The sequence below is a fragment of the Pandoraea pneumonica genome (assembly GCF_902459645.1).
In the GTDB taxonomy this organism is placed as follows: domain Bacteria; phylum Pseudomonadota; class Gammaproteobacteria; order Burkholderiales; family Burkholderiaceae; genus Pandoraea; species Pandoraea pneumonica.
Map to the genome: position 1 here is coordinate 1,356,282 of NZ_CABPSK010000002.1, position 26,239 is coordinate 1,382,520.

24 protein-coding genes, 1 tRNA gene and 2 pseudogenes are annotated in these 26,239 nt (G+C 58.8%); 18 read left to right on the plus strand and 9 right to left on the minus strand.

Going from position 1 to position 26,239, the window contains the following annotated elements; translation table 11 throughout:
* Positions 1–34 precede the first annotated feature (34 nt).
* Positions 35–607 carry a TIGR00645 family protein gene (locus PPN31114_RS15325; RefSeq protein WP_150680299.1) on the minus strand — a complete coding sequence of 191 codons (573 nt, stop codon included), beginning with the start codon at positions 605–607 and terminating at the stop codon, positions 35–37.
* A 169-nt stretch (positions 608–776) separates the two neighbouring features.
* Positions 777–1,697, minus strand: coding sequence for a DMT family transporter (locus PPN31114_RS15330; protein ID WP_281350979.1), 921 nt, complete (start codon positions 1,695–1,697; stop codon positions 777–779).
* Between the two features lie 303 nt (positions 1,698–2,000).
* On the opposite strand from PPN31114_RS15330, the gene acs reads away from it, so the two are divergent.
* The 4 genes from acs to PPN31114_RS15350 all read left to right on the plus strand — a co-directional run bounded on the left by acs (position 2,001) and on the right by PPN31114_RS15350 (position 6,856).
* Positions 2,001–3,983 carry an acetate--CoA ligase gene (gene acs, locus PPN31114_RS15335; protein ID WP_150680300.1) on the plus strand — a complete coding sequence of 661 codons (1,983 nt, stop codon included), beginning with the start codon at positions 2,001–2,003 and terminating at the stop codon, positions 3,981–3,983.
* Positions 3,984–4,216: 233 nt separating this feature from the next.
* On the plus strand, positions 4,217–4,675 hold the full coding sequence (locus PPN31114_RS15340; protein ID WP_174988078.1) for a DUF4212 domain-containing protein: 459 nt from the start codon (positions 4,217–4,219) through the stop codon (positions 4,673–4,675).
* Positions 4,672–6,690 carry a sodium:solute symporter family protein gene (locus PPN31114_RS15345; RefSeq protein WP_150680302.1) on the plus strand — a complete coding sequence of 673 codons (2,019 nt, stop codon included), beginning with the start codon at positions 4,672–4,674 and terminating at the stop codon, positions 6,688–6,690. Before PPN31114_RS15340 ends, PPN31114_RS15345 begins: the two co-directional genes overlap by 4 nt.
* Before the next feature lie 75 nt (positions 6,691–6,765).
* Positions 6,766–6,856 (plus strand) — tRNA-Ser (locus tag PPN31114_RS15350).
* 231 nt (positions 6,857–7,087) lie between these two features.
* Here PPN31114_RS15350 and PPN31114_RS15355 read toward each other — a convergent pair.
* Positions 7,088–7,402 (minus strand): site-specific integrase, encoded by a 315-nt coding sequence (locus PPN31114_RS15355; protein ID WP_150680303.1) that lies wholly within the window; start codon positions 7,400–7,402, stop codon positions 7,088–7,090.
* Between the two features lie 386 nt (positions 7,403–7,788).
* Between PPN31114_RS15355 and PPN31114_RS15360 the strand changes: the two genes are divergently transcribed.
* The 3 genes and pseudogenes from PPN31114_RS15360 to PPN31114_RS15370 all read left to right on the plus strand — a co-directional run bounded on the left by PPN31114_RS15360 (position 7,789) and on the right by PPN31114_RS15370 (position 8,697).
* On the plus strand, positions 7,789–7,977 hold the full coding sequence (locus PPN31114_RS15360) for a hypothetical protein (RefSeq protein WP_150680304.1): 189 nt from the start codon (positions 7,789–7,791) through the stop codon (positions 7,975–7,977).
* Between the two features lie 97 nt (positions 7,978–8,074).
* Positions 8,075–8,437: pseudogene (locus tag PPN31114_RS26630) on the plus strand (lysozyme).
* On the plus strand, positions 8,422–8,697 hold the full coding sequence (locus tag PPN31114_RS15370; RefSeq protein ID WP_150680306.1) for a hypothetical protein: 276 nt from the start codon (positions 8,422–8,424) through the stop codon (positions 8,695–8,697). Before PPN31114_RS26630 ends, PPN31114_RS15370 begins: the two are co-directional and overlap by 16 nt.
* 249 nt (positions 8,698–8,946) lie before the next feature.
* Here the strand turns inward: PPN31114_RS15370 and PPN31114_RS15375 are convergent, their stop codons facing one another.
* From PPN31114_RS15375 to PPN31114_RS15390, 4 genes and pseudogenes are all read right to left on the minus strand, one after another.
* Positions 8,947–9,771 (minus strand): hypothetical protein, encoded by an 825-nt coding sequence (locus tag PPN31114_RS15375; protein ID WP_150680307.1) that lies wholly within the window; start codon positions 9,769–9,771, stop codon positions 8,947–8,949.
* Between the two features lie 15 nt (positions 9,772–9,786).
* Positions 9,787–10,335, minus strand: coding sequence for a hypothetical protein (locus PPN31114_RS15380; protein ID WP_150680308.1), 549 nt, complete (start codon positions 10,333–10,335; stop codon positions 9,787–9,789).
* A 116-nt stretch (positions 10,336–10,451) separates the two neighbouring features.
* Positions 10,452–10,595: pseudogene (locus tag PPN31114_RS26440) on the minus strand (helix-turn-helix domain-containing transcriptional regulator); the annotation flags it as partial.
* A gap of 65 nt (positions 10,596–10,660) precedes the next feature.
* Positions 10,661–11,731: a hypothetical protein gene (locus PPN31114_RS15390; RefSeq protein ID WP_150680309.1), complete on the minus strand. Its 1,071-nt coding sequence runs from the start codon at positions 11,729–11,731 to the stop codon at positions 10,661–10,663.
* 421 nt (positions 11,732–12,152) lie between these two features.
* On the opposite strand from PPN31114_RS15390, the gene PPN31114_RS15395 reads away from it, so the two are divergent.
* From PPN31114_RS15395 to PPN31114_RS15420, 6 genes are all read left to right on the plus strand, one after another.
* Positions 12,153–12,479, plus strand: coding sequence for a helix-turn-helix domain-containing protein (locus tag PPN31114_RS15395; RefSeq protein ID WP_150680310.1), 327 nt, complete (start codon positions 12,153–12,155; stop codon positions 12,477–12,479).
* 1,640 nt (positions 12,480–14,119) lie between these two features.
* Positions 14,120–15,196, plus strand: coding sequence for a porin (locus PPN31114_RS15400; RefSeq protein WP_150680311.1), 1,077 nt, complete (start codon positions 14,120–14,122; stop codon positions 15,194–15,196).
* Between the two features lie 111 nt (positions 15,197–15,307).
* Entirely contained in the window at positions 15,308–16,588 is a 1,281-nt protein-coding gene (locus tag PPN31114_RS15405) for an MFS transporter (RefSeq protein ID WP_150680312.1), read from the plus strand.
* Positions 16,589–16,776: 188 nt separating this feature from the next.
* Positions 16,777–17,574, plus strand: coding sequence for a 2-keto-4-pentenoate hydratase (locus tag PPN31114_RS15410; protein ID WP_150680313.1), 798 nt, complete (start codon positions 16,777–16,779; stop codon positions 17,572–17,574).
* Positions 17,575–17,595: 21 nt separating this feature from the next.
* Positions 17,596–18,369 carry an alpha/beta fold hydrolase gene (locus PPN31114_RS15415; RefSeq protein ID WP_150680314.1) on the plus strand — a complete coding sequence of 258 codons (774 nt, stop codon included), beginning with the start codon at positions 17,596–17,598 and terminating at the stop codon, positions 18,367–18,369.
* A gap of 165 nt (positions 18,370–18,534) precedes the next feature.
* Positions 18,535–19,185 carry a GntR family transcriptional regulator gene (locus PPN31114_RS15420; RefSeq protein ID WP_150680315.1) on the plus strand — a complete coding sequence of 217 codons (651 nt, stop codon included), beginning with the start codon at positions 18,535–18,537 and terminating at the stop codon, positions 19,183–19,185.
* Positions 19,186–19,211: 26 nt separating this feature from the next.
* Here PPN31114_RS15420 and PPN31114_RS15425 read toward each other — a convergent pair whose 3' ends face one another.
* Entirely contained in the window at positions 19,212–19,916 is a 705-nt protein-coding gene (locus PPN31114_RS15425) for a GntR family transcriptional regulator (RefSeq protein WP_150680316.1), read from the minus strand.
* Positions 19,917–20,214: 298 nt separating this feature from the next.
* On the opposite strand from PPN31114_RS15425, the gene PPN31114_RS15430 reads away from it, so the two are divergent.
* Genes PPN31114_RS15430 through PPN31114_RS15450 form a run of 5 tightly spaced genes read left to right on the plus strand, consistent with a single transcriptional unit; the run spans position 20,215 to position 25,253 of the window.
* Positions 20,215–21,339 carry a Rieske 2Fe-2S domain-containing protein gene (locus PPN31114_RS15430; protein WP_246182553.1) on the plus strand — a complete coding sequence of 375 codons (1,125 nt, stop codon included), beginning with the start codon at positions 20,215–20,217 and terminating at the stop codon, positions 21,337–21,339.
* 31 nt (positions 21,340–21,370) lie between these two features.
* The gene (locus tag PPN31114_RS15435; RefSeq protein WP_150680318.1) at positions 21,371–22,630 is read left to right on the plus strand and encodes an NAD(P)/FAD-dependent oxidoreductase; all 1,260 of its coding nucleotides are present in this window, start codon (positions 21,371–21,373) and stop codon (positions 22,628–22,630) included.
* An 8-nt stretch (positions 22,631–22,638) separates the two neighbouring features.
* A complete protein-coding gene (locus tag PPN31114_RS15440; RefSeq protein WP_150680319.1) occupies positions 22,639–23,580 on the plus strand; it encodes a 2-hydroxyacid dehydrogenase in 942 nt (313 codons plus the stop codon).
* A gap of 18 nt (positions 23,581–23,598) precedes the next feature.
* Positions 23,599–23,916 (plus strand): non-heme iron oxygenase ferredoxin subunit, encoded by a 318-nt coding sequence (locus PPN31114_RS15445; RefSeq protein WP_150680320.1) that lies wholly within the window; start codon positions 23,599–23,601, stop codon positions 23,914–23,916.
* Positions 23,917–23,975: 59 nt separating this feature from the next.
* Positions 23,976–25,253, plus strand: coding sequence for a Rieske 2Fe-2S domain-containing protein (locus tag PPN31114_RS15450; protein ID WP_246182555.1), 1,278 nt, complete (start codon positions 23,976–23,978; stop codon positions 25,251–25,253).
* Here the strand turns inward: PPN31114_RS15450 and PPN31114_RS15455 are convergent.
* Positions 25,217–26,206: a LysR substrate-binding domain-containing protein gene (locus PPN31114_RS15455; RefSeq protein ID WP_174988084.1), complete on the minus strand. Its 990-nt coding sequence runs from the start codon at positions 26,204–26,206 to the stop codon at positions 25,217–25,219. The genes PPN31114_RS15450 and PPN31114_RS15455 overlap by 37 nt on opposite strands.
* Between the last annotated feature and the right edge of the window lie 33 nt (positions 26,207–26,239).

A 26,239-nucleotide genomic window follows, 5' to 3' on the forward strand; every position in this document is an offset into this window, starting at 1 on the left:
ACGGCTCTCGACTTAGTGGGGACTTGGTGAGGATTTAGTGGGTATTGGTATTGGGTACAGCTTGGGGGGTAGCGTATGCCGGGGCGTGGCTGTCGTTGGTCATTTTGTTGACCACGGCCATCACGACGGCAGAAAGCAGGAACGAGATGTGGATAACGACTTGCCACATGATCGTGTGCGGCGTCTGTTGCGCCGCATCGATAAACGTTTTGAGCAGGTGGATCGACGAGATGCTGATGAGCGCCATCGAGAGTTTCACCTTGAGCACACCGGCATTCACGTGATCGAGCCATTCGGGCTCGTCGGGGTGGCCTTCCACGCCGAGGCGGGAGACGAAGGTCTCGTAGCCGCCGATGATCACCATGATGAGCAGGTTCGAGATCATCACCACATCGATCAGGCCGAGCACGACGAGCATGATCTGCGTTTCGTCGAAGCTTGCTGCGTGGGTGACGAGGTGCCAGAGTTCGGCGAGGAATTTATAGACGTAGACGCCTTGCGCAGCGATCAGGCCGAGGTAGAGCGGCAGTTGCAGCCAGCGGCTGAAGAAAATGATGCGAGGCAGCGGGCGCATCGGCGCGTCGGAGGGGCGGCCGGGAGTCGACATGGCAATCTTGACGAAGTGGGGGACATTCGCCTGCGCCCGAAGCCGCAGGCCATTTTTATCAAATCAACATCAATCGAAGCATTTGAAGCGTTTGAAGCATCTGGCTGGTCTCGTGATACGAAAACCGGCACCGGCGGCATTTTACAACGTCTTGCCGCCGGGGCTGCCGCTATCTGGCGGCAACCTTTTTCGCCGCCCCGGCACTTGGCAGCGCGGCCAGCACGATGCCCGAGACCGTCAGCGCGAGTGCAGCCCCTTGGGCGATCGTCAGTTGTTCGCCCAGAAACACGACGCCGTAGGCCGTTGCTGCGACCGGTACCATCGCCGTGAAAACGCCCGCCAACTGGGCGCTCACATGCCGAATGCCGCGCATCCAGAGGAAGAACGAGAACACGCTGGCGGCGAGTCCGTACCAGACGATGAGCGCCCAGTGACCGGGCGTGAGCGCCGAGTAATCGACGGCCATCAGCCCGACGATACCCAGCGGCAGCATCATCGCGCCACCGAGCAGGTGGGTGTAAGCGCAGATATCGATGGCGGCCATCTCCGAGGCCAGACGCTTGGAGACGATCACGTAGATCCCCTCGCAAACCACCGCGCCCAGCACCAGCGCGTTGCCCAGCCACGCATTGCTGCTCGATCCAGCGGCCCCGGCCCCGTGCGAATCGCCGCGCGACAGATTCAGCAGCGCCACACCGAGAATCGCGAGGCCAATGCTAACCAGCGTGCGCCGCGACGGATGCTCGCGCAGCACGGCCCATGAGAGCAGGGCGACGCAGGCGGGCAGCGTGGCGGTAATCACCCCAGCAGCCGTCGCCGTGGTCTGCCGCACGCCGTAGAGCATCAGCAGCGTGAAGAGAAACGTGCCGAAGAACGTCTGCACGAAAAGGTTGCGCCATTGCGAGCGGGTGACGAGTCGCATTCTCGCCGGGCGATAACGCGGGGCGAGGGCGATGACGGCGATCACGAAGCGCCAGAGTGCGAAGGCGGCCACGGGCATGACGGCGACCATGGTTTTCCCGATGCCCACATTGGTGCCGACAAAGAACATCGCGAGCGCCAGAGCGAAGCTTGGAAAGCGGGCAAACAGCCGGTCGGTCGACGAGGGCAGCGCTTGTGCGGCGGGCGTCGAAGGGGGCGAAGAGGTCGAATTCACGGGCGCTCCGGGCGAGTCCGGGGTTGGCGGGATAGGGATGATGCGGGTAGGATTGTAGCGAATACGCCACGGTCTGCTGCACCGCAGTGACGCGCTTACGTGAGTCCCGCACGCGAGAGACGTCACGCGGGTGCACCAGTGTAAGGCGTTAGTAAGTCGCTCGTCTTAATGTGGCGTTAGCGATTTGTTTTGGCTTGATTGCAATGGTTTTTGCATATCCATAAGAGGGGACAACTCATGGCAGCAATTGAATCGGTATTGCAGGAGCAGCGCGTCTTCGCGCCGCCGCAGGCGCTTGTCGCCAAAGCGAACATCTCCGGCATGCCCGCCTATGAGGCGCTGTGCGCCGAGGCCGAGAAAGATTACGAGGGATTCTGGGCGCGTCAGGCGCGCGAGAATCTGGCCTGGCACAAGCCGTTCACCAAAGTCCTTGATGAGACCCAAGCCCCGTTCTACACGTGGTTCGAAGATGGTCAACTCAACGCGTCTTACAACTGTCTGGACCGCCAAATCGAAGCGGGTCTGGGCGACAAAACCGCCATTCTCTTTGAAGCCGACGACGGCACGGTGACCCCGGTTACCTACCGCGACCTGCTCTCGCGCGTGAATCGCTTTGCGAACGCGCTCAAGGCAAAGGGCGTGAAGAAGGGCGATCGCGTCGTGATCTACATGCCGATGTCGATCGAAGGCGTGGTGGCCATGCAGGCTTGCGCGCGTATCGGCGCGACGCACTCGGTGGTGTTCGGTGGCTTCTCGGCCAAATCGCTGAACGAACGTGTGATCGACGCGGGCGCCGTGGCGATCGTGACGGCTGACGAGCAGATGCGCGGCGGAAAGGCGCTGCCGCTCAAGGCGATCGTCGACGAAGCGCTGGGCATGGGCGGTTGCGATCACGTGAAGTCGGTGATCGTCTATCGCCGCACGGGCGGCAATGTGACGATGCAGGCCGGGCGTGACGAAGTGCTGCAAGACTTGGTCGCGACGCAATCGGACAAGTGCGAGCCGGAGTGGGTGGGCGCGGAGCATCCGCTGTTCATTCTTTACACGTCGGGTTCGACGGGTAAGCCGAAGGGCGTGCAGCACAGCACGGGCGGCTATTTGCTGTGGGCGTCGCTCACGATGCAATGGACGTTCGACATCAAGCCGGACGACGTTTTCTGGTGCACGGCCGACATCGGCTGGATCACTGGTCACACGTACATCGCCTACGGCCCGCTCGCGGTCGGTGCGACGCAGGTGGTGTTCGAAGGTGTGCCGACGTATCCGAACGCTGGCCGTTTCTGGGAAATGATCGGCCGCCACAAGGTGTCGGTGTTCTACACCGCGCCGACGGCGATTCGTTCGCTGATCAAGGCGGCGGAACAGGCCCCGGACGTGCATCCGAAGAAATACGATCTGTCGTCGCTGCGCATTCTCGGGTCGGTCGGTGAGCCGATCAATCCGGAAGCGTGGATGTGGTACTACGAAAACATTGGCGGCGGCCGTTGCCCGATCGTTGATACGTGGTGGCAGACGGAGACGGGTGGTCATGTGATCACGCCGCTGCCGGGCGCGACGCCGCTGGTGCCGGGTTCGTGCACGCTGGGGTTGCCGGGTATCGATGTGGCGATTGTCGACGAGACCGGTCAGGACGTGCCGAACGGTCAGGGCGGCATGCTGGTCATCAAGCGTGCGTGGCCGTCGATGATTCGTACGATCTGGGGCGATCCGGAGCGTTACAAGTCGAGCTACTTCCCGCCGGAGTTGGGCGGCAAGATTTATCTGGCGGGTGACGGTTCGATTCGCGATGCGAAGACGGGGTACTTCACGATCATGGGGCGTATCGACGACGTGCTGAACGTCTCGGGTCACCGCATGGGCACGATGGAGATCGAGTCGGCGCTGGTGGCGAACCCGATCGTGGCGGAAGCTGCGGTGGTGGGCCGTCCGGACGATACGACGGGTGAGGCGATTGTGGCGTTTGTGGTGCTCAAGCGTTCGCGCCCGACGGGCGACGAGGCGAAGCAACTGGCGCTGGAGTTGCGTAACTGGGTGGGTAAGGAGATCGGTCCGATCGCCAAGCCGAAGGACATCCGCTTCGGTGACAACCTGCCGAAGACGCGTTCGGGCAAGATCATGCGCCGTCTGTTGCGCGTGATTGCGAAGGGCGAGGAGATTACGCAAGACACCTCCACGCTGGAAAACCCGGCGATTCTCGAGCAACTCAAGCAAGCGCAGTAAGTTGGCTGCCGCGTCGTCGAAGTGTGGCGACGCGGCGGTGTGGCGTGGGGCGTCATCGTGAGTGGTGACGCCCCATGTCGCATGAGGCATGCGCTGCGATGGTTTTTTGACGCCATTTCTGGCGTTCTTTCCGTGCGCATGGGCTGACGACTGCGAGCGTCGACACAACATCCCCTATGCAGTGCCGATGGGGCTTCCGTCAGGTGACTGACCGCGCGCCGATGGTGAATCCTTTGAAGACCCGTAACGGCGACTCGACAGCGACATCGGGCCAGACCGACGACCTGCCGCGCAATTCGCATTGGCATCGGGAGGCGGCGGCCATCGCTGCGCGCCACTGGCACCGCACGTTGTGGCTGGTGGCGGTGTTGATGGTGATCGGCTTCGTGGTGACGTTCGTGCCGCAGTTCTGGGCGCGCGAATGGATGTCGGTGAGATTTGCAGGCTGGCCGATACCGTTCTATATGGGCGCACAGGGATCGATCCTGATCGATATCGGGTTGATCGTTATCTATGCGTTGATCCAGCGTCGCAACGACGCGCGGTATCACGGTGAGTTGCAAGCGCTGCGCCGGGCGCGTAGTGACAGTCTTGGGCTTGGTGATGCGGCTGGGACTGGAATTGCTGGCGGTGTGCAGAATGCCACTTCTCGTATGACATCTCGCGCCACATCGGCGCCGAATTCCCAATGAGTTTCACGCGCAGGCTGCTGCGCTACTACCTGTATTACACGGCGGGGTTCTTCGCGTTCGTGCTGATGATTGGCTTGCTTGAGCGGGTCAACGGGCCGGGCGTGTGGATCGGCTATGCGTTTCTGTTCGTGACGATCGCCGTGTATGCCGTGATCGGGCTGATTTCTCGCACGTCTGATGCTACGGAGTACTACGTGGCCGGGCGGCGTGTGCCGCCGATATTCAACGGGATGGCATGTGCTGCCGACTGGATGAGCGCGGCGTCGTTCATGGGGTTGGCTGGGTCGTTGTATGTGTCTGGGTATGACGGGCTTGCCTATGTGATGGGCTGGACGGGCGGGTATTGCTTAGTGGCGTTTTTGCTCGCACCGTATCTGCGGAAGATGGGGCGTTACACGGTGCCTGATTTTTTGGGCACGCGGTACGACAGCAATCTTGTGCGGGCGTTGGGGGTGTTCTCGACGATTCTTTGCTCTTTCGTCTATCTCGTTGCGCAGATTCAGGGCGTGGGGTTGATCGCGTCGCGGTTCATCGGCGTGGAGTTCACGATTGGCATCTTCTTCGGGCTGGCGGGCATTCTGGTGTGCTCATTCCTCGGCGGGATGCGTGCCGTGACTTGGACGCAGGTGGCGCAGTACATCATCATGATCACGGCGTTTCTGGTGCCGACGGCGATGATCGGCCATCAGACCGGACACGGTTGGTTTCCGCAGTTCAGCTACGGCGAAGCGCTGGCGAAGGTAGAGGTGCTGGAGCGCGAAATCCAGAAATCGATACCCGAGCGCGAGGTGCGCGACTACTACCGCGAGCAAGCGGAGCAGATGCAGCGACGGCTGGATGGCCTGCCGGATAGCTTCTACAGCGAGCGGGCAGAGTTGGAGCGTCAGTTGCTCGATACGAAGCGTCATAACGGGCCGCTGCGTGAGGTGAAGGTACTGGAGGCGAAGCTCGAAGCGTTCCCGCGCGATGTGGGGGATGCGCAGAATCGCTGGCTCGAGTTGCGCAATCAATATGCGGAACGGAGTGAGCCGCCGCATGCGATGACCGAGCCATTCCCGGCGAAGGACGATACGACGCGCAGTTCGCAGCGATTGAATTTCCTGCTGTTGATGGTCTGCCTGATGATCGGCACGGCGAGTTTGCCGCACATCCTCACGCGGTACGGGACAACGGCGACGGTGCAGGGGGCTCGCAGTTCCGTGGGCTGGACGTTGTTCTTTGTGGCGCTGTTGTATGTGAGTGCGCCGGCGTTGGCGGTGATGCTCAAGTACGACGTACTGCTGCATCTGGTCGGGGCGCGGTATGAGAACTTGCCTGCGTGGGTGATTCAGTGGCGGCATGCGACGCCGGTGCAGCTCGACGTGTCGGATGTCTATCGCGATGGCGTAGTGCAGTGGGGCGAGATCTGGATGCAACCAGACATGCTGGTGCTGGCCGGGCCGGAGATCGCAGGGCTGCCGTACGTGATTTCGGGGCTGGTGGCAGCGGGCGCGTTGGCAGCGGTGTTGTCGACGGCGGACGGGTTGCTGCTGACGATTGCGAACGCGCTGTCGCACGATGTGTATTTCCACATGATCGACCGGAACGCATCGAGCCAGAAGCGGGTGACGACGTCGAAGATCCTGTTGCTTTGTGTGGCGATGTTTGCGTCGTATGTGACGTCGCTGAAGCCGGGCAATATTTTGTTTTTGGTGGGGGCGGCGTTCTCGTTGGCGGCATCGTGCTTGTTCCCGGCGTTGGTGCTGGGGGTGTTCTGGAAGCGCACGACGCGTCTGGGCGCAACGGCCGGGATGGTGAGCGGGTTGCTGGTGTGCGTGTACTACATCATGACGACGTACCCGTTCTTCACACGACTGACGGGCTTCGCCGGGGCCCGTTGGTGGGGCGTGGATCCGATAGCTGCGGGGGCGTTTGGCGTGCCGGTAGGGTTCGCGGTGGCAATCCTGTTCAGCTTACTGGGCGGCCGTCCGAGCGAACGGGACGAACACCTGGTGGACCACCTGCGGCGGCCCTGACGAAGAAATTTTAGTAAGCAGACGCCGAAGGGACTGGGATATTCCCGCCGACCTGCTATAATGCGCGACTCTTCAGGAGAGATGGATGAGCGGTTTAAGTCGCACGCCTGGAAAGCGTGTATAGGTTAATAGCCTATCGGGGGTTCGAATCCCCCTCTCTCCGCCACCGCATTCTATAAGGCTTTCGGGCCTTATCCGGAAAGCCCCGTTCCCTAATCGGACGGGGCTTTCCTATTTGCACAAATCGACTTCTCGGCAGCAGTTTGACCTTTTCGGCCTTGCCGCGGTATGAGCGTCGGGTGGTCTGGGCCGTTGTGTGCGAGAGCGGTGCGCGGGCACGTTCAATCTATTCCGCGTTGCTCAACCCCCTGGCCCGCAGGTCGCGCTCGATAAGTCACTAAGAGATCTTCGTCTCAGCGGGCACCGTTCCTATGTAGCCACGCCACATCGAATCAGAGCCATCTGGGCGACCCGTCGCCTCATCGATAAAGGCGTCGCCGGTCAGCGCATGGAAAAGCCACTTTGACGCGCGCTGGGGCCGTGTTCGAATGGCGTCCGCAACTGCTTCGCGCAACTCATCTGTCCATTCGTAGATCGTGTGCTTGCCACTGCTTTCGGCGGTTTTACGCCGTTGGATGTGGATACCCACATCATCAAAGTCTCTGTCAGGTTGGTGGACGAGTGTCTCGGCGACAGCGCGAGTCTCTTCCATCTTTCCAAGTCGCTCGGCCCAAACGAGATACGCCTCGGGTACGGGCGAGCGGAGGCGTAACTGCGTTTTCCGTCCCGCAAGGACTCAAGGCCGCGCGGTACTTCGTAGTAGGCACCGCTTCGCCGACGCCAGCGTGTTGGGAGGCCGCTATTCGCTTCGCTTCTCAAGCGTCGTTTATCAATCGTTCTATCACTGACGCTTTGGTCCGAAAGCTCCGAACCCTCCTGCCTATAACTAAGACTTTGGGTCGGCACTTCGCTGGAACGCGATGGTGCTTGATATATCGACGCTCTAGCGCTATCACACACCGTTACCGCTTACGGCCCGCTTCTCGCGGGCCGTTTTCACTTATGCCGTCTCTTGGCGGCGCATCAACGGCGCATCTAGTGACAAACGCTGAATTGGTGGTTGAAGTGATTAAGACGTCGCCTGCTACGGCGGTTCCGGTAATGACGCTATTGGGTTACAGCATGGTGGCCGGTTGGGTAAGCATGGCGACGCTCGCCTACGTGGTGATGTTGGCAGCGCACTACATCTACAAGAACTTTATCAAGCCTTCGCGCAATCCGGAGTGATGCATGGATAGCAAACAAAGGTTACTTGGGGAGCTTGCCTCAGGGGCGGTCGCGGCGTTGCTGGAGCTGGTCCCCCACGTTGAGGGGGGGGCGGTACGTGGCTTATCAGGATTCCGCCGGGGGATGGACGATCTGCTACGGCCATTTGCGTGGAGTACGTCCGCGAATGAAGGCAACGCGGGCATAGTGCGATGCGTGGCTCGAAGCAAACCTTCGGGGCGCGCTCGACCGAGACGTGCGTGTGCAGATATCAACCGCTGAACGCGTGGCACTCGCGGACTTCGCATTTAACTTGGGCGAAACGAACTTACGAAATAGCACGCTCTTGCGATTCGTGAATTTGGGGCGTCGCGACGATGCATGCAACGAGTATCGCCGTTGGGTTCTGGGCGGAGGGCGCAAGCTCAATGGGCTTGTGAAGCCCCGTGAGTTGGAGGAATGGCTATGCCGGATGCATTGAAACCGTGGACCGCAGTGACGGCCGTTGTGTTGCTCGTGTTGGCCTGCATGGCGATCGGATGGGGCACTAACGGCTGGCGCATGAGTGCGGGGATTGCCGAAGCTCACAAGGTGCAAGCCGTCGAACGCGAAGCATCGGCGCGTGCGGCAATGGTGGATCTAGTCGAAGGCGCTAGCAAGGTAAGGACTGCGGCCGATTCGCACGACAGCGAGCGCGCAACGATCGTGGGCAAGCTCGACCAACTTTCGAAGGACTTTTGAAACTATGCCAAGGAAAAGCCGCCGCCTGATGATTGCCACCCTGATGCTGGCCGGGTGCGCCGTCTCTCCGACGCCATTGCCGCCGCCCAGCACGCCGCAGTAGCTTAGTGGCAAGCTGTCCGGTCCCTGACGCGCCCGTTGAGGTAGATTTTGATGTGTGGCAGGAGTGGACACAAAACACTTTGCTCAGAGCGCTTGTGAATTGTGCGCGACGTCATGCACGAACGGTGGCGGCTTGGCCGACCTAGGCTAGCCTGCGTCCTCAACGCGATGCCAGTGAGCGAAGAATATCTCGCCCATGTCGAACACGGTCATACAGTCGCTAATAATCTGCGGGTGCAAGCTGAGAGGGCGGCTAGCTCCGTCGTCGCCTGTGCTGTGCAAAAACAAGAATGTTGGATGCTTAAGGGCATCTTGTTCTTCGCAAATCGCTGAGTACAGCCTTTTCCCTTCCGGCGTGATGTCATAACCCAGCGCAAGCTTCCTTTTGTCCAGTTCCTTGTACCGATTTGCGTTGTCCGGGTGAACGTGAAAAGGTGGCACGTATAGTGGTATGCGATGCGCAAGCGAATCGCGGTATTCCTTCTGGTATTCGATATGCCATTTCTCAAGCTCTAAAGATTTGTTCCGGATTTCTACGGGGAAATAGTTGCGCGTCTCCGCCCGAAACATTCCGATCCACTTAACACCTTTGCGATGACCGCGCAACTGATGACGTTCGACGAATGCCCAGGCGAAGTTCTCAAAGACGCCGTAAACATTCATCACAAACGCGTGGAGGTTGATCTGAACGTCGTGTAGCTTTTCTGTATCAAGCGGGCGAGTCGTGTTAGGAGGAAACTTCTCGAAGATATTCCCAATAGCTGTTTTGATAACACCTATCCGTCGCCCCGCACCGTATCGAAGATGGTGGGCGGTTTGTGTTTCTCCGAACGGAGCGGCGTGCCTGACACACTCGCCCATGAGGACGTCGAGGCGCTGCCGGATCTCAATCAAATTGAGAACGAATTGACGGTACTGCTCGTTCGTATATGGCATCGGGAGGCTATTTGTCGGCGCGGCGGCCAATGTCATCAAAGTGGGAGCGTTCTATCCGGCGGTCTTTGAAATGGTCGTGATGACAAGGTACGCAGCGTGGGCAATCCAGTAAGCCGTGCAACCTACCCCAACCACCATAAAGCCAGTGGCGAAGCGAAGCATCCATGTGGGGAAGACGCGCTGTATCCGAGCCGGAACCGGTTTTGCAAGACCATCTTTCGACCGAATGGTCAGAGGCTGCAACTGCGTTTTATATGCGACCATTTGCAGTGTGACGAACTCGTGTGGGCCGAGCGCGTCAATCGTTATGACATGATGGCCCTCGGGAGTGGTTGACTCTGCGTAATTGACGGCGGGAGAGAATTCAAAGAAATCGGGGCGTGTTCGGTGGAGTATTTCGACTTTCTCGGCTTGCTTGCGCCCCAGGTTCTGTAGGGTGAGTGACGTCGTCGCTAGCGATAATGAGTGCTCGTTGACGTTGAATGTGAAAGTGTGTGGGATCCAAAACGACAGCCGGGACTTGGGTTGGAGGTGCGTGAGCAAGTATCCAACGAACAACGATAACAGCGAAGTGATGATGTACCCTTGGTACGCTTCCATCCGTCTATTCTCCCCGGTTTGTTGTTTGATATACGCGTGGTGATTTTTCTATACGTGAGCGTTGAATTAGTCATTACAGCAATTTCACAGCCGCGGCGATGTGTGAGGGTGGCGACTCACGTCGCCGCCACTTCATCCGCATCTGAGTTCGTAGTCAGTGTCAGATGCATGCCTAGGGCACTTACGACTTTTGCAATGGTCGCGAATTCCGGATTGCCGGTGTCTGACAATGCACGATACAGTGCTTCACGCGCACCGCCTCAGACCATAGTGTCTTCTGGATTTCGTCGTGCAACTGAATCACCTTCATAGTAGCTTTTCCGGCCTATTGGGACCTCTTTTGGAGTATCTCTGCTAGGTACTTCGCAAGGTCGCCTCGGCCTTCACGCTCGATTTTGGCTTTCTCGAGTTCCACCGTGGTTTGGTCCTTCGATAACACATGGTTCCGTTCTGTTGCGGCAATTGCTGACACCGTATTGGAGATCAGGTTTTGGCTGCCAAAATCGATTGCCGTGCGAAGGGCAATTTGCTTCGATTCCAGGTTTGTCAGCTCGTTTTGGAAGTATTTAATTTCCTGAAGACTAGACTTGTACAGCGACAGAAAAAAGAAAGCGAACAATTCAATCATCACCACTAACGTCATCCGCGGTAGGAAGTGTGCGGCGAATTCCCAAGTGCTTCTTGATATGGCTACTTCTTGGAGGACGGTCGTTGCCAGTAACGCTAATCCGATCACCGTGATGACGCCACCCGCAGTCAAATTGACATTGCCTCGTCGCCCAAGTGATGCCAACTCTTTTACGATACGAGCACGTGACTCGGCGAACCTTGCTGATAGTTCCTGCGTTTTCGCCTCGTGCTTCTGATTGAATTCGATACGTCCCTTGAATTCACCGATCAGCGAGTCAGAAGCCTCCTTCTTGATCTTATCCTTGAGACATTCCACGAGATACTGCCAATCGCGCTCATCATGGATCGAGATGATTTTGGGCGACGAACTAGCCCCCTCTAGACCGTTGGGCGAGCTACCTAACACTGAAGCTTGAGGATAACGTAGCGAATTTTCCTTTAGCTGTTGTGCTTTGAGGTGGTCCGACGAAAGATGGATGAGCTCAGAAGTTACGAATCCGGTCTGTAGATACGCCATTACAAAGGAAGCAGCTGAGAAGCCAAAGAGCATGAGGACTGTCAGTTGTAATACGAAGTGAGGGATTTCGGCGACCAGATAGTTCATCCAACCCTCAGAGCTTGACGCGATGAGCAATAGCGCTGCAAGAATTATCGGTCCGATAATAGCTACAACGTACATGCGCGCTTTTCTATCGTAAGGAAACAACAGGCTCGTGACGCCTTCTGCGAGTTCTTCGATGAAACTTCTATACGGGAATCGTGCCATTTTTTTCGTGATTAGAGTTGTTATGTATGGACAGCGTGGAACCTTGCTTGAGTATCGGATTGAAAAGATACTTTGCCTGCGCGGCCTGAGCGAAAAGTTGCGAATCTCCGTATTGCCATACAGTGCTTTATGATAAGGCAATTATGAGAGGGCGGACATAAACGGGTCTTCCTATTGCGTTTTCCCTGCATGTGATGGAAATGGGGTGTTGCGTAGACGTGATAAGGGAGGCTTCAGGAATTGTTTGGTTGATTATTCTCAATATGTTTCAAAGGTTTGTGCTACTGAGTTGGCTGGGTGAATGGCCTATCGGGGCGGGCGAATGCCCATCTCTCCGCCACAGATAAAAAAGTGGCTCCCCAAGTGGGAGCCCTTTGCGCGTTTACTATCTTGGGGGATGTTTACCAACTCGGGGGAGCGCATGAGACGACGTATCACCATCAATGTGTTTGACCCGCTCGCGGCGATTCACGAGATCGCTAGCGACATGCATGCGGCAGGCGGTATCAGCAAGCGCACGATGCGTGAATATGATGAGTTGTGCATACCACCTGTTCCTGAATACACGAAGACGGCGATCATCAAGATTCGTAAGAGCGTACGCGTCAGTCAAGGCGTACTGGCTGCGTATCTCAATACCAGCCCTTCGACCGTTCAGAAGTGGGAGGCGGGAACAAAGAAGCCGAGCGGCGCAGCGGCCAAACTCCTCCAAGTGATAGAGAAACACGGGCTTGAAGTGCTGGCGTAATTTCTTGCTGGCTTCTGCGTCGATTGATATAGGGCTTCCCATGGGGAAGCCCTTTGCACATATTCCGTTGGATAAATGCCTAGCTCGCGATTGGGCTAATGAAGCAGCGTGACGTATGTCGGCTTTCGTCGATAGACCCCCACGGCCATGCGACTAGGCGGCGAGAAGGTCACCTTTTAGCTTGTGGCATTCGAGAACAAGTTCTACGGTCATTTCGCTTAGCTCTTCGAAGATCGCGAGCAGAAACCTGTGCGGTATTTCGTTGCCTGCGTACGTCGTCGTGCACGTCGAGAGCGCAAGGATGCGTTCAGAGAGGACGTTGAGTCTGTCTACGGAAACGTGGACAAGGGAGGTTGCTGATGAATGATTCGTCATGCGGGGTGCCTCGTACTAGCCAATTTCTGGAACCCGCCACCCGCTGCATTGCGCAGGGGTGGGCGGGCACTGGACTAGGTTAGCGAACCGCTGGTCACTCGGATTAGGCGGCACACCCGAAGGTGTCCCAATCCAGGCCCGCCCGTAGACACGGATACGTGGCACTGCGCACACGAAAGCCGCAAAGTTCGCGGCTGTGTGCCCGAGATATGACCGTTCGGGTCGCTAAACCCGGCCGCGTTTGTGGCGCGACGGGAACCAGCTTAGCTATCCGACGATGAGGGCACCACGCGTTCAGAGTCGCATTCTAGGTCACTCGTTGAGATTCAGAACATTCCGATGTCTCAATAGGGACTCTGCTTGGTCGGCTGCGACGTTCGTCGTGATGTGCAACCAGAAACAAAAACGGAGCCGATTGGCTCCGTTGGCTCGTTTGCACATACGGCTCTAACCGAATCGTTTGACTAATAGCCCGCTGCCGATGAGCCCCGCGATCATTGCGCCAATCGTAACGATGACGCTCGGGGTGAGAAGCGCCGCGGCAAGGCCAACCGCGGTTCCACCACTTAGCGTGGATGCGAACTTGATCATCCGACTCGCGGCCTGCGGGCGGTTCTGACTTGTGGGCAGGGGGCGGCCGTGTGCAAGGCGCAGCTTCCTGATAGAACGCGCCTTCGATGCGCTAGCTGCAAGTCTTTTTCGCGTCGGCGTGGCGGACACCATCTACTCCAGTGATCCTCCTGCGGGTTTGCCCATTTCTCTGGGGCGACATGGGGCGGATTGTATGGCGATGGTCGAACGCTTGAAGGTGATTAGGATTGGGGCATCTCAGTGACTACTCGCTGCGAGAACCGTCTGGCGTGCCATTGCAGCGACGAAGTAATTCTGGAGTGACATGGGAATTTGAGAGCCTCCCCAATCGGAGCTCGGAAACGATGTGGTGGCGGTACCTGTTAGACGAACTGGGCGTCCCAATCCGCTCGCCCACTAGCCCCATCCCCATCCCACCCCCCCGCATGAATGATTTCTCATCGCGCATAGGCGTCGTTTTTTTCGTTTGTAAGGAAAAAAATGGCTGCCTACCTTCTCTCCACCGGTTCGTAGTCAAAAAACGCTGCTCGGATTCGTCGCTGCGGTAGGCGTTCACGCGCCGACGGCACTTGCCTTATGCGGCGAGCCGAGACAACCGAGCGCACTCGAATAACCGGACGGACCCGTCATTGAATCGGGTCCGGGGGGCAGAGATACATGGATTGGAGATCCAGATGAAGAAAATCGCAGTCGGCCTAATCGCACTTTTCCTGTTTTCCAGCTCGGCGCTGGCGCAGTCGAACGTGACGCTTTATGGCGCAATTGATGAAGCGGTCGTGTACTCGAACAATTCCGGTGGTGGGAGCGTGGTGCAATTGCTCGACAGCTATCACTGGAATACGGTGTTCGGCATGAGGGGGACGGAGGATCTGGGGGGAGGGCTGAAGGTTGTCTTCGATCTGGCGAGTTATTTCAACTTGTCCAACGGCAAGCTGTTTCGATCGGATACGTTCTTCAGTCGCAGCGCTTGGGTGGGGTTATCCAAGGCGGAGTATGGCACGCTGACATTCGGGCATCACAACGATTTTTCGGTGCTCCTGTTGGGCAACTCGCCGGGATTCAATTCAACGTTTTCGCAGACGCCAGCGAATGCCGACCACATGGCGGGCGGTTATGTGAACAACTCCGCCTCCTATCGATCACCGACATTCGGCGGCTTCACCTTCTTTGCCCTCTATGCACTCCCCGGCGGCGCATCAGACACCTACAACCGCGGTCGAGCAATGAGCTTCGCCTTGTCCTATGCAGACGAGCGGCTAAAAGCGGCAATTGTCGGTACCAAAATCAACGGAGTGAACTTCACGCCCACCTTAGCCGGGATGAAAACGTTCCTCGGACAGACCGTTACGCCGTATCGCCCCTTTGCCGTCGATTCGCAAAACATCTACGGGGCAAGCGCTTCCTACAAGTTCGCCGACAAGTGGACCGCAGGATTGAGCTATACCGACGTGGCATTTGCCGGGTTTGGTCAATATGAATCGATCCGCAGTGGCACGGCTGACGTCATTTACGATTTTCAGCCGGACCTCAAGATCACGTTGGGGTATGGGCGCAGCGCTTTAGGTTCGGGGCGACTCTCCAACTACAGCCTCTTCGTCGACAAATTCCTTTCGAAGCGAACCGACGTCTATGTCGGTGCGAGTTTCGTGACGTCCTCCGGGGCGACGCAATCCGCCGTCTTATTCCCTCTCACGCCATCGACGACCAACCGTCAGTTTGCAGTGGCCACCGGGATACGCACCTTCTTCTGACGAGTAGTCCCGCGATTAATAAATCGGGAAGAAAACGCATGTGTTTGAGCGCGCTCGCTCCCGTCTGACGCAGAGTGAGTGCAGCAAATCAAAGCTATTTGGAGGGTTTCAATGAAACAGGGGAATATCACTTCCGCCGGGAATGTGCGGTCGGAAGGCAAGCGCACGAATGAACCATGGCTCATGGTCATCTACGCGACGATCGGCGCGGGTGTGTGCAGCACGGCGGTCATCCTAATGACGGTGGGTGTGTTCATTCGAGCGCTGGGCGCAGCACACGGCTGGGATCGCGGGCAAATCTCCGGAGCGCTGTCTATCTGCGCGATCAGTCTGGCCGTCGCGACGCCGGTAATCGGTGCGCTGATCGACCGGTTTCACCTCCGAACCGTGCTTGTGACGTCGTTGCTCACCTACGGCGCGACGGTGCTGGCAGTTCCGCTGATGGTGAAGACGTGGGGAATCACCGGCTTTTTCCTCGCGTTTTTCTTGATCGGCGTCTTCGGCGCGGGTTCGAACACCATCGTCTACTTGCGAGTGATCTCCGGTTGGTTCGACCGATCGCGTGGCCTTGCACTCGGCATCAGCATGGCTGGCGTTGCGCTCGGAGGGGCAATCGCAGCCCCCTTTGCCGCTGCGATGATCCAGCGGTTTGGGTGGGAAGCTGGCTACTACGCGCTTGGCGCAATGCCGATCGTGCTTGGCGTGCCATTGGGCCTGTTTCTACTGCGGGAAGCGCCGTCCGAGGGCAACGTAAGCGGCCGCGCCGCCGGGGTACTCGGAGCAGCCGGAAGCACGCTAACGCAAGCGCTCTCCAGCCGCGCATTCTGGCTGGTTGGGATTTCCGCATTCCTCATGGCCGTCGCGATCAATGGTGCGCAGATCCACTTGGTCCCCATGTTGCTCGACCGTGGCGTCGCGCTCTCGTCGGCAGCGTTCGCGACGACCGTATTGGCGGTTGCCGCGCTCATCGGACGCGTTGCCGCGGGTTATCTATTCGATCGAATCTTTGCCCCTCGCGCCGCCATTGGCATCTTTGCGTTGTCGTGCGTTGGCTGCGCGGGACTTCTGGCAACAAACGCCCCGGGGTCCGTGTACCTGTGCGCGGCACTCCTCGGCTTTGGTGCTGGTGCCGAATCCGATCTACTGGGGTATTTGATTAGCCGGTATTTCGGATTGGATCACTTCGGCAAGATCTTCGGTTGGGTGTTTGCGTCGTTTATGGCGGGATCGGCCGTCGGCCCGGTCGTGTTCGGAATGGGATTCGACGCGTCGGGAAGTTACGCCATGCCGCTCTATCTGGCGTGCGTGGCCCTGCTGGCCGTCTGTGCGTTGTGCGCGATGATGCCGCGATATGCCCCCGTTCAAGAGGCTCAACTCGAAAGCGCGGCCTAGTCGACGGATAGCCCTCGGCTCGCTAAGGCACGAGCACCGGGACGCATTACAGAAAGTGAGGCAAGGGCGTCGAACAAAACGTGTATAGCGCGTTGACGCCTTGCATACAGTGCACAAAACTCTCCACTCCATTTGAGCCAAGCTCGCAGACGATCGTCTGAATGTTTGGCACGCGTTTCGGGGAAAAGATGAAAGAAGTCGAACTAGAAGTGCTGATCGCGTCGAGATTACGCGACGCGTACACCAGCGGTCCCATTGCTCCATTCGCCTCCTGCGTGGACGGCGATATTGACGCCGCTTATCGCATCCAGCACCGCAACACCGACCATGCGATGAAGGTCGACCGCCGCCAAATCGTAGGGCGAAAAATCGGACTGACATCGACGGCTGTCCAGAAGCAGCTTGGCGTCGACCAGCCTGACTACGGTGTGCTGTTTGACGACATGGCAGTCGCCAATGGCGGGACCATCGATATGTCGAGCCTTTTGCAGCCAAAGATCGAAGCGGAGATTGCGTTTGGTTTTCGCGTGGACATCGACGACTCGTCCCTCGAAATGTCCGACCTGTTTGAGCGAATTGAATGGGTCGCCCCGGCGCTCGAAATTGTGGATAGCCGCATCGAGAATTGGCGCATCGGGATTGTGGAGACGATCGCGGATAACGCGTCGTCTGGCCGCTTCGTGATTGGCCCGAAACTGCCATTCACGTCGGACATCGAGTTGGTGAACTGCCAAATGCAAATGCAGGAGAACCGGCAGGTGGCTTCGACGGGAAGCGGGGCGGCGTGTTTGGGGCATCCGCTGAACGCAGCGCTTTGGCTCGCCAAAAAGCTGATCGAGGTGGGCCATCCGATCAAAGCGGGAGAGTTGGTGCTTAGCGGCGCACTCGGACCCATGGTGAGCGTCAAGCATCACAGCACGTATCACGCCGCTATCGAGGGGATCGGTGAGGTCTCCGTTCGGTCCAGCGCTGAAGCCGGAATTTGATTCGGAAGTTAGGAGAGGAAGTTGCCATACCTAGATCATCACGAAAGTCGGCTGTATTACGAAGTGCACGGCAGCGGTTCGCCGGTAGTGCTATTGCATGGCGTGGGCGGTAATCACGCAAGCTGGTTTTATCAAGTCGCCGCATGGCGAGCGCATTTTCAGGTCATTCTTGTGGATGCCCGAGGCTTTGGGAAATCCACGGACGCCGAGCTAGCCGGACGCACCGAGTTCACGAACGATCTCCTCGCAATTCTCAATGCGCTCGATTTGCACCGCGTATCGTTTGTTGCGCAGTCGATGGGCGCTGGCACCGCGATCGATTTCGCGTGTCGCTACCCTGACCGTGTCGCGTCCCTCCTAATTGCCGATTCTCTGGTCGGCATTACCTTGCCGGAATCCGTCGCTTCGGAAATGGCAAAAGTGCAGAGCGCGACGCGCGACCTGTCTCAGGCAGAACGCGTGCTCGGACGCACACACCTCGCCAATTCCCCAGCGATGACGCAGTTATATCTGCAAATTGCCGGATTCAATCGCTACACCTTTAAAACACTTGTTGGCGTTCAGCCGTCTTACACGCCCGAGCAGATCGCGGCGACGGGCGTACGTATCGGCTTTCTCGTTGGCGAGGAGGATGTTCTGTTTCCGGCAAAGATCGTATCCGACGTTTGCAAGCGCTTCATCGGATCGGAATTGATAACGCTTGCCAGCGCAGGGCACTCCGCCTATTTCGAGGCGCCAGACGCCTTTAATACCCGCGTCGCCGGTTGGCTTCGATCCCAAAAGTCCCAAGCATAGACAGCCAGCGAACTGCGGCATGCAAAGAGCGCTCGCGAGATTGACCGAGGTCTGGATTGCCGGGGGGCAACCTTCTGCGCCTGTGGTCAATCTCGCGACGCACCCTTTAAGCCAACGGCGCTATCGCTCACATTTGAGCGCCACTGATGGAAGGTTCCGGCGGCTATGGCAGCTTCACAGGAAGTCGGGCAGCGATTGCGCGACTGGATATACGACGCGATCCGAGATCTCGTCGAGCGCGGCAAGCTGCAACCCGGTCAACGGTTGACGGAAACGCATCTCGCTGCACGGTTTGGCGTTTCTAGAACGCCTGTGCGTGAGGCATTGTTTCAGTTGGCTAGGGAAGGGCTGCTGGAGCCATTGGAGCGAGGTTACGGGTTCAGTGAAATGCCGATGCAGGCGTTACTGGCCCGATTGGACGTGAAAGCGTTGCTCGATCCGGTGGTCGTCGCAAACGTTGCTGAATCGGGAACCGTCGCACATATCTCGCAAATTGCTATCTTGTCGGACGATGCGAGACGCGTGCTCCTTTCTGACGCCTCGTCATTCGCTGCGGCGAGCGCTGTTCACGGATTGCAGAAAACCCTCGGCACCGCTTGCACAAACCACGTGCTCGCACGGTGCTTCGTCGCTGCGGAAGATGACTTTCTCGCTGCGAGGCCATTGCTGCTGCGATCAATGAAAAACCGCTTAATGACCTCGGACTACCTGGACGTCTTCGTTAAGCAACTAGTGAGCAGGGACGCAATGTCAGCCGAGGCTCAAACGCGTGCCTATATCGCCAGACTCGCGGAGTCGTGCGGCATGCAAGCCTGAGAAGTCGACGCAAGGAAGGGGGGCAGTTACGAACGCGTCTCCGCGGCCGTCTTTACGGTTCGCTTTCGAGGCGCACGGCCCGACGGGTTCGGATGCGTCTTTATCAGCATCTCGACATACTCTTTCGCAATTTTCCCCGCGCCTTTCACGTCGCGCGAACGAATTGCCTCGAGCAACAAGCCATCACGATGCACTGAAATAGCGCGATTCCCTTCGTCTTTGTAATGCTCGTTGCGAACCAGCAGGAACTGATCTTCCAGCACTGCACAAACGCGCGTTAGCGCCGTGTTGTGGCTCATGTCGAGCAGTAGGGTGCGGAACTCATGTGCCGCCGCGACAAACGCGGAATACTTCGACGACGCCTCGGCCTTCTTCATCTTTTCGTAGGCGCTCGCCAAGGCTTCGATCTGCTCGTCGGATCCGTACTTTGCCGCGTGTTCGGCCAGCGGCGGATCGAGCAATAGCCGGACTTGCATGCGTTGCAGGAAATCTCGCGGCGTATCCGTCATCAGCGAATACCCGCGATCGGTGCGCACAACCAAGCCTTCTCGCGCCAGTTGGAAGAGCGCCTCGCGTATCGGCGTGCGCGAGACCCCATAGCGCTCGGCCAATTCCAATTCAACGAGCCTAGACCCGGCCGGAATGGCGCCCCCGTGCAGATCCTCCCGAAGCAGTTGGTAAACCTGATCGCGTAGCCGATCGCTCTGTACGACTCTACGGGTGGCGCTCATAGCGTTGAAGTTTTGGTTAGTTCGCACCGATTCTACGACGAAATGCCTGAGATTTCGGTGGGCAAAGTGGGATTCCGTGACATTCACTCAACACATTCGTAATGCTCATGCATAGGTGAATTTCAAATCGTTTGTTGCGCCTAGAACGCGGCCCTAGGATGGCAATCACGTCGAGTTGCGGCGTCGACACTATCCGCTAGCAACGAGAAGTCCAGTATTCATTGCATACAGTACGCAAACAAATAGATCGGAGACGCCCACAATGAGCGAACAGGCACATTTTGTAGACGAAAGTTTGTTGAACAAGGTCCCGCGCTGGCGCAACTACCTTGCGGCGAAGCTCGGCTTTCGGAACCACTGGTATCCGGTGAAGCTGTCCAGCGACGTTCTCGAAGGCAAGGTGAGCCAAGCGACGGTGTGTGGCGAGGAAATCCTGCTCAAGCGCGTGGACGGTGAAGTGAAGGCGATTCGCGACCGGTGCCTGCACCGCGGCGTGAAGTTCTCCGAGAAGGTGGAGTGCTATACGCCCGACACGATCACGTGCTGGTACCACGGCTTCACCTACAAGTGGAACGACGGCAAGCTGTGCGACATCCTGGCCTCGCCCGACAGCAAGGCAATTGGGCGACGTAGCGTCAAAAGCTATCCGGTTCAGGAGGCCAAGGGCCTGATCTTTGTGTTTGTGGGCGACGAAGGGTTTGAAGCGCCACCGCTCGCGGAAGACGTGCCGCCGACGTTCCTCGACGACGATTTGGAATTGCACTGTGCGATCTATGAAGTCGAGTCGAACTGGCGCGTCGGTTGCGAGAACGGCTTCGACGGCTTGCACGTGTACATCCACCGCGCGTCGGAGCTCGTGCCGGACACCCAGCGATCCCTGCCCATCGGGCACCTTGCGAAGTCGGGCGACGTGCTCGTACACGAGGAGGCGGGCGCACCGAAAGGCGTCTACGACGCATTTGCCAACCATACGAGCATTTGGGAAGGGAAGGTCGATGGTCAGGTTGTCGTTACCGGCACGAAGCGCGTGTCTGAAAAGCCGACCCGAACCACGGCTGCGTCGCTCTGGATGCCGTGCGGGCTGCGCGTCGATGACTTCCCCGATCAGGACATCACGCAGTTCGAGTTCTACGTCCCGGTGACGGAATCGAAGCACCTCTACGTGATGCTCGTCGGCAAGCGCGTTTCGACCGAGGAAGAAAGCGCGCACTTCAATCACGAGTTCTGGAATCGATGGAAGCCCATCGGTTTCGAGAACTTCAACGCTCAGGACATTCAGGCGCGTCTGGCGCTTCAGACCTTCTACAAGCGCGATACGGCCTGGCTCGACGAGATGCTCATCGAGGGCGATTCGCCGCTCATCAAATGGCGCGAGCTATGCCATCGCCATGCGCGCGGCATTCAGAAGCCGGAACACATGTGAGCGGTCGAGGCTCAATGGCGCAAGGTGAGCAATGAAAAATACACACGAGAATGAGCCGATTGTGATCATCGGCGCGGGCATCGCAGCCGTCTACGCCGCCGAAAGCGCGCGAAAGGCGGGCTTCGACGGCCGAATCATCATCTGCGGAGACGAGAGCGAGGCCCCTTACGACCGTCCGCCGCTTTCCAAAAAGGTGCTGCAAGAGGCAGCAGAAGCGGACCACATTTCGTTGCGAGACAACGCGTTTTACGACGCGCATGACATCGATCTGCGCCTCGGCAACGCGGCGCAGCGTATTGATCGGGACGCGCGTCAGGTCATGTTCGCCGACGGCACGTCCCTCGGATACGGGGCACTCGTGCTGGCGACCGGATCGTCGCTGCGCACGCTTCCTTTGCTTCATCCCGGCATGCCGCACGTGTTTTACCTGCGCCGGATTTCGGATGCGATCGCATTGCGAGAAGCGCTGCCGAACATCCGGAGCCTCGCAGTGGTTGGTGCAGGCGTGATCGGCCTAGAAGTGGCTTCTGTCGCCAACGGCATGGGAATCGACGTGACGGTGCTGGAAGCGGGAGACCGTCCAATGGCTCGCGCAACCTGCGTCGAAGTTTGCAACTTCGTCGTGCAGCAGCACGAAAAACGAGGTGTGCGCATTCGCACCGGCGTCTCGATCAAGGAAGTCACCGAACGCGCGCCTGGTTACCGCCTGGCGCTCTCCAATGGCGAATCGCTAGACGCGGATGCGGTGGTGGTCGGCATCGGCGTGGTGCCGAACGTCTCCCTTGCCGCCGCCGCTGGCATCGAGACGTGCGCGTCGGGCATCTGCGTCGACGGGCGCGGCCGAACCTCCGACGAGCACATCTATGCAGCCGGGGAAGTCGCGTTTCACTTCAACGCCCGTGCGGGCCGTCCGGAGCGTCAGGAGAACTGGCATCACGCGGTGGCCCATGGCGAGCATGTCGGACGGGCCATCGTGTGCGGTGGACCTGACTACGAAGAGATCAGCGGCTATTGGTCGGATCAGTACGACTTCAGTCTCCAGTCCTTTGGTGTCTCCATTGGCGAGCAGAACATCGTGCGCGGTGATCCCGCCAGCGGGGCATTCGTCGTATTCCACTTGCAGGCTGACGTGGTTGTTGGCGTCAGTGCCGTGGGCGCGCCTCGCGAAATGCGGGCGGGTAAAGCGCTCGTGAGGGCGGCGTCCAAGGTCCCCGTTTCGGTTCTGCGCGATGCCAGCATCGACTTGGCAAAGTGGCGGGACGATCGGCGTTTCGATGCCAAGTCAGCGTAGGGGGCGGCGTGCGAATCCTATTTGCAATGACGGGCAAGGATACAAAGCCATGGATCGATGCGCTTCGTAACGCAATGCCGGGGGCCGATGTGCGGGAGTGGGGCCACACCGACGTGGCCCCGGCCGATTACGTGCTGGTCTGGAAATCCGATCCAGTGACCCTGCGCAAACGCACCGGATTGAAAGCCATCTTTAACGTGGGGGCTGGGGTCGACTGGATTTTGAAAGCGGTCGAGCAAGACCCCACGGTGGTGAGCCGCGACGTGCCCATCTACCGGATCGAAGACGCTGGCATGGCATCGCAGATGGTCGAGTACGCCACGTACGCGACGTTGCGAAGCTTCCGACGCTTCGATGCGTATGAGCAGCAGCAGCGCGAGGGCGTTTGGCAGCCGCTCGCCGTTCATACGGCTGGCGAGTTCATCGTCGGCGTACTCGGTTTGGGCAGCCTCGGTGCGGCGGTCGCCAGTCGGTTGGCGTCGTTCGGCTTCCAAGTCCGGGGCTACAGCCGGTCTCCGAAACGGTTGGATGGCGTGAGGTGTTTCAGCGGCAAGGACGAGTGGTCTTCGTTCGTTCAGGGCGCCCATGTCCTGATCAATCTCCTGCCCAACACGCCGGAAACCCTCGGGGTACTGAACGCACAGACATTCCAGCGGCTTGCCAAGGGCGCGCACGTCGTGAATCTGGCGCGCGGCGAGCATCTGGTCGAGACGGATCTGCTCTCGGCAATCGAGCACGGACAACTCTCCGGCGCGACCCTCGATGTCTTCATGCACGAACCACTCCCCGCCGGTCATCCCTTTTGGAAAGAACCACGTATCTGCATGACGCCACACATCTCGGCGCAGACGCGGTTGGGGGAGAGCGTCGAGCAGATGGTGCGCAAGATCGATGAGATTGAACACGGCCGAACGCCCACCGGTCGGGTGGATGTGCTTCGCGGCTATTGAACGGAATAGGTAAGGCTTATGGAAAAGAAGATTTTCTTGTGTCGCAAGGCGGATGTGCCGAGCGAGAGCGTGATTCAGGTCTGCCCGAAAGAGGTCGAGGACGGGCTCGCGGTTTATCACGTCGAAGGGAAGTTCTATGCGACGGAGGATCTCTGTACGCACGGCATGGTTGCGCTCTCCGGTGGAGATCTGCAAGGCACCACGATTTTTTGCCCGCTCCATGGCGGGGCATTCGATATCTGCTCGGGCGAGGCGGTCGAGAAGCCGTGCACCGTGCCACTCAAAACCTACCGCGTCATTGAAGAAGGCGACGCGCTATTCGGTCTCATCGACTGACCTTGCCCTTAGTCACACGCCAGGCAGGAAGCGTCGATTCAATTTCGGAGGGGAAACGTATGTTCAGTAAGGAAGACAACGAGCGACTGTGTCGAGTAGGCCCGGACACGCCGATGGGCAAGACATTCAGAAGCATGTGGATGCCGTTCCTGATGCCGGAAGAACTGCCCGGCCCGGACTGTCCGCCTATTCGCGTTCGCTTGCTAGGGGAAGACCTCGTTGCGTTTCGCGATACCAACGGCAAGATCGGCCTGCTCGATCGCTATTGCCCACACCGTCGCGTGGACCTTTTCTTCGGGCGCAACGAAGAGTGTGGTCTGCGCTGCGTCTATCACGGCTGGAAGTTCGATGTCACCGGTACGATCGTCGATATGCCCGCGGAACCGGAGAACACGCGAATGAAAACCGACACGCGGATCAAGAGCTATCCGGTAATCGAATGGGGCGGCGTCATCTGGGCGTATATGGGAGATCCAGCGCACATGCCTGAGCGGCCGCCCGAACTCGAATGGGGACTCGTGCCGCCCGATTTTCGATTCATCACGAAGCGCTTGCAGCGCACGAATTACGCGCAAGGGGTGGAAGGCGGCATCGATTCCAGCCATGTGGGCATTCTCCACAGTCACCTCGATGCGGAACATCCCGAGCTGCCGTTTCGCCAGCGGCAAGTGTCGCCCAACCTCGCCATTCCGTATCTGGCGTCGGACACCGCGCCGAAGTTCTTTGTTCGCCCGACCGACTATGGCATGGCCATCGGCGCGCGGCGCAACGCGGGCGATACCTCGTACTACTGGCGCGTCACGCAGTTTCTCGCGCCGTTCTACACGATGATTGCGCCGATCAAGGAAGGGCGCGCATACATGGGGCATGCATGGACGCCCATCGACGACGAGAATTGCTGGGTGTTCACGATGACGTGGAATAGCGATCGCCCGCTAAGTCAGGAGGAACTGGACCACGGCGCGGTGCATTCGGACGTGATGAACGACGGCTCTTATCGCCCCTTAGTGACGGCGGAAACGGACTACGGCATCGACCGTCTGCGCCAGCGCCTGCATAGCTCTACGGGCATCGAAGGCATCGGCGTGCAGGACACCGCCGTGCAGGAAAGCATGGGCCCCATCGTCGACCGCTCGCGCGAGAATCTGGGTTCAGGCGACGCAGCCATCGTCGGCTTCCGCAAGGCGCTGTTAAAGCTGGCGACGCAGTGGGAAGCGGCTGGCGTGCTCGACGTGGCACACCACCCAGAGTGGTACCGCGTTCGATCCACAGCCGCCATTCTCGAACACGGCATCGATTTTCAGGCGGGCACGTCGGCCGCGACGACCGTGGGTTGATCCATCTCGCAACGCAAGCGACTGGCTTCTCCTGCAAGCCAGTCGCACAGCGATCGCACAGCCCCATCTTCCTGAGCGCCTTCGCGCATCAACAAGTGATAGGCCCCCGCGCTGGTGACCTCACCTAGCGGCGGCACTACCAACTCGTCGCGCCCCTCGTAGTTCTCCAGCACCGCCTTCGGCACAAGCGCCACCCCCTTGCCATCCTTCACGGCTTGCAGCGTGATGAAGAAGTGCCCGAAGTCGAGCGGGTTGGCGTCGTCGGGCACACGCAGTCCGTGCAAGGCCAGCCAATCCGGCCACGCGTGCCGTCGGCTCGCCGTATTGATCAGACGGTATTGAAGCAAGTCGGCAGGCGCGTTGATGGCGCCTACCGCGTCCATGAGATGCGGCGACACGACGGGGACAAGAATGTCCGGGAAGAGAGGCTCGACATAGACGTCCTTCCAGTTCTCCGTCATATCCAGATCGATGCGCGGCGCGCGCCGGTCGTAGCGTTGTCCGGGGACCTTGCCCACGCGGATGGCGACATCCACCTTCTCGCTGTGGAGATTCACGGGGTCGATCGACGAGATCAGCCGGACTTCGATATCCCGGTGTGCTTCGGTGAATTGCGCCAGCCTCGGCATGAGCCAGCATGTGGCGAGCGTTGGCAGGACATCGAGCGTGACGACGCGGTGGGTGTCTCGCACAGCGCGATGCGTCGCCATAGAGATGATGTCGAGCGCTTGTTGAATCGATCGAAAGTACTCGCGTCCAGCGGGTGTCATTTCGATCTTTCGCGTCAGCCGGACAAACAGCTTTTGCCCGAGAAAACTTTCGAGAAGCCGAATCTGCCGGGAGATCGCCCCCTGAGTCAGATGTAGCTCTTCTCCGGCTTTGGTAAAGGACAAGTGCCGCGTCGACGCTTCGAAAGCGCGCAGGGCCAGCAAGGGGGGAAGACGATAGCTCATATGACGTACCAAGTTCGACAAGCTTGAGACAAG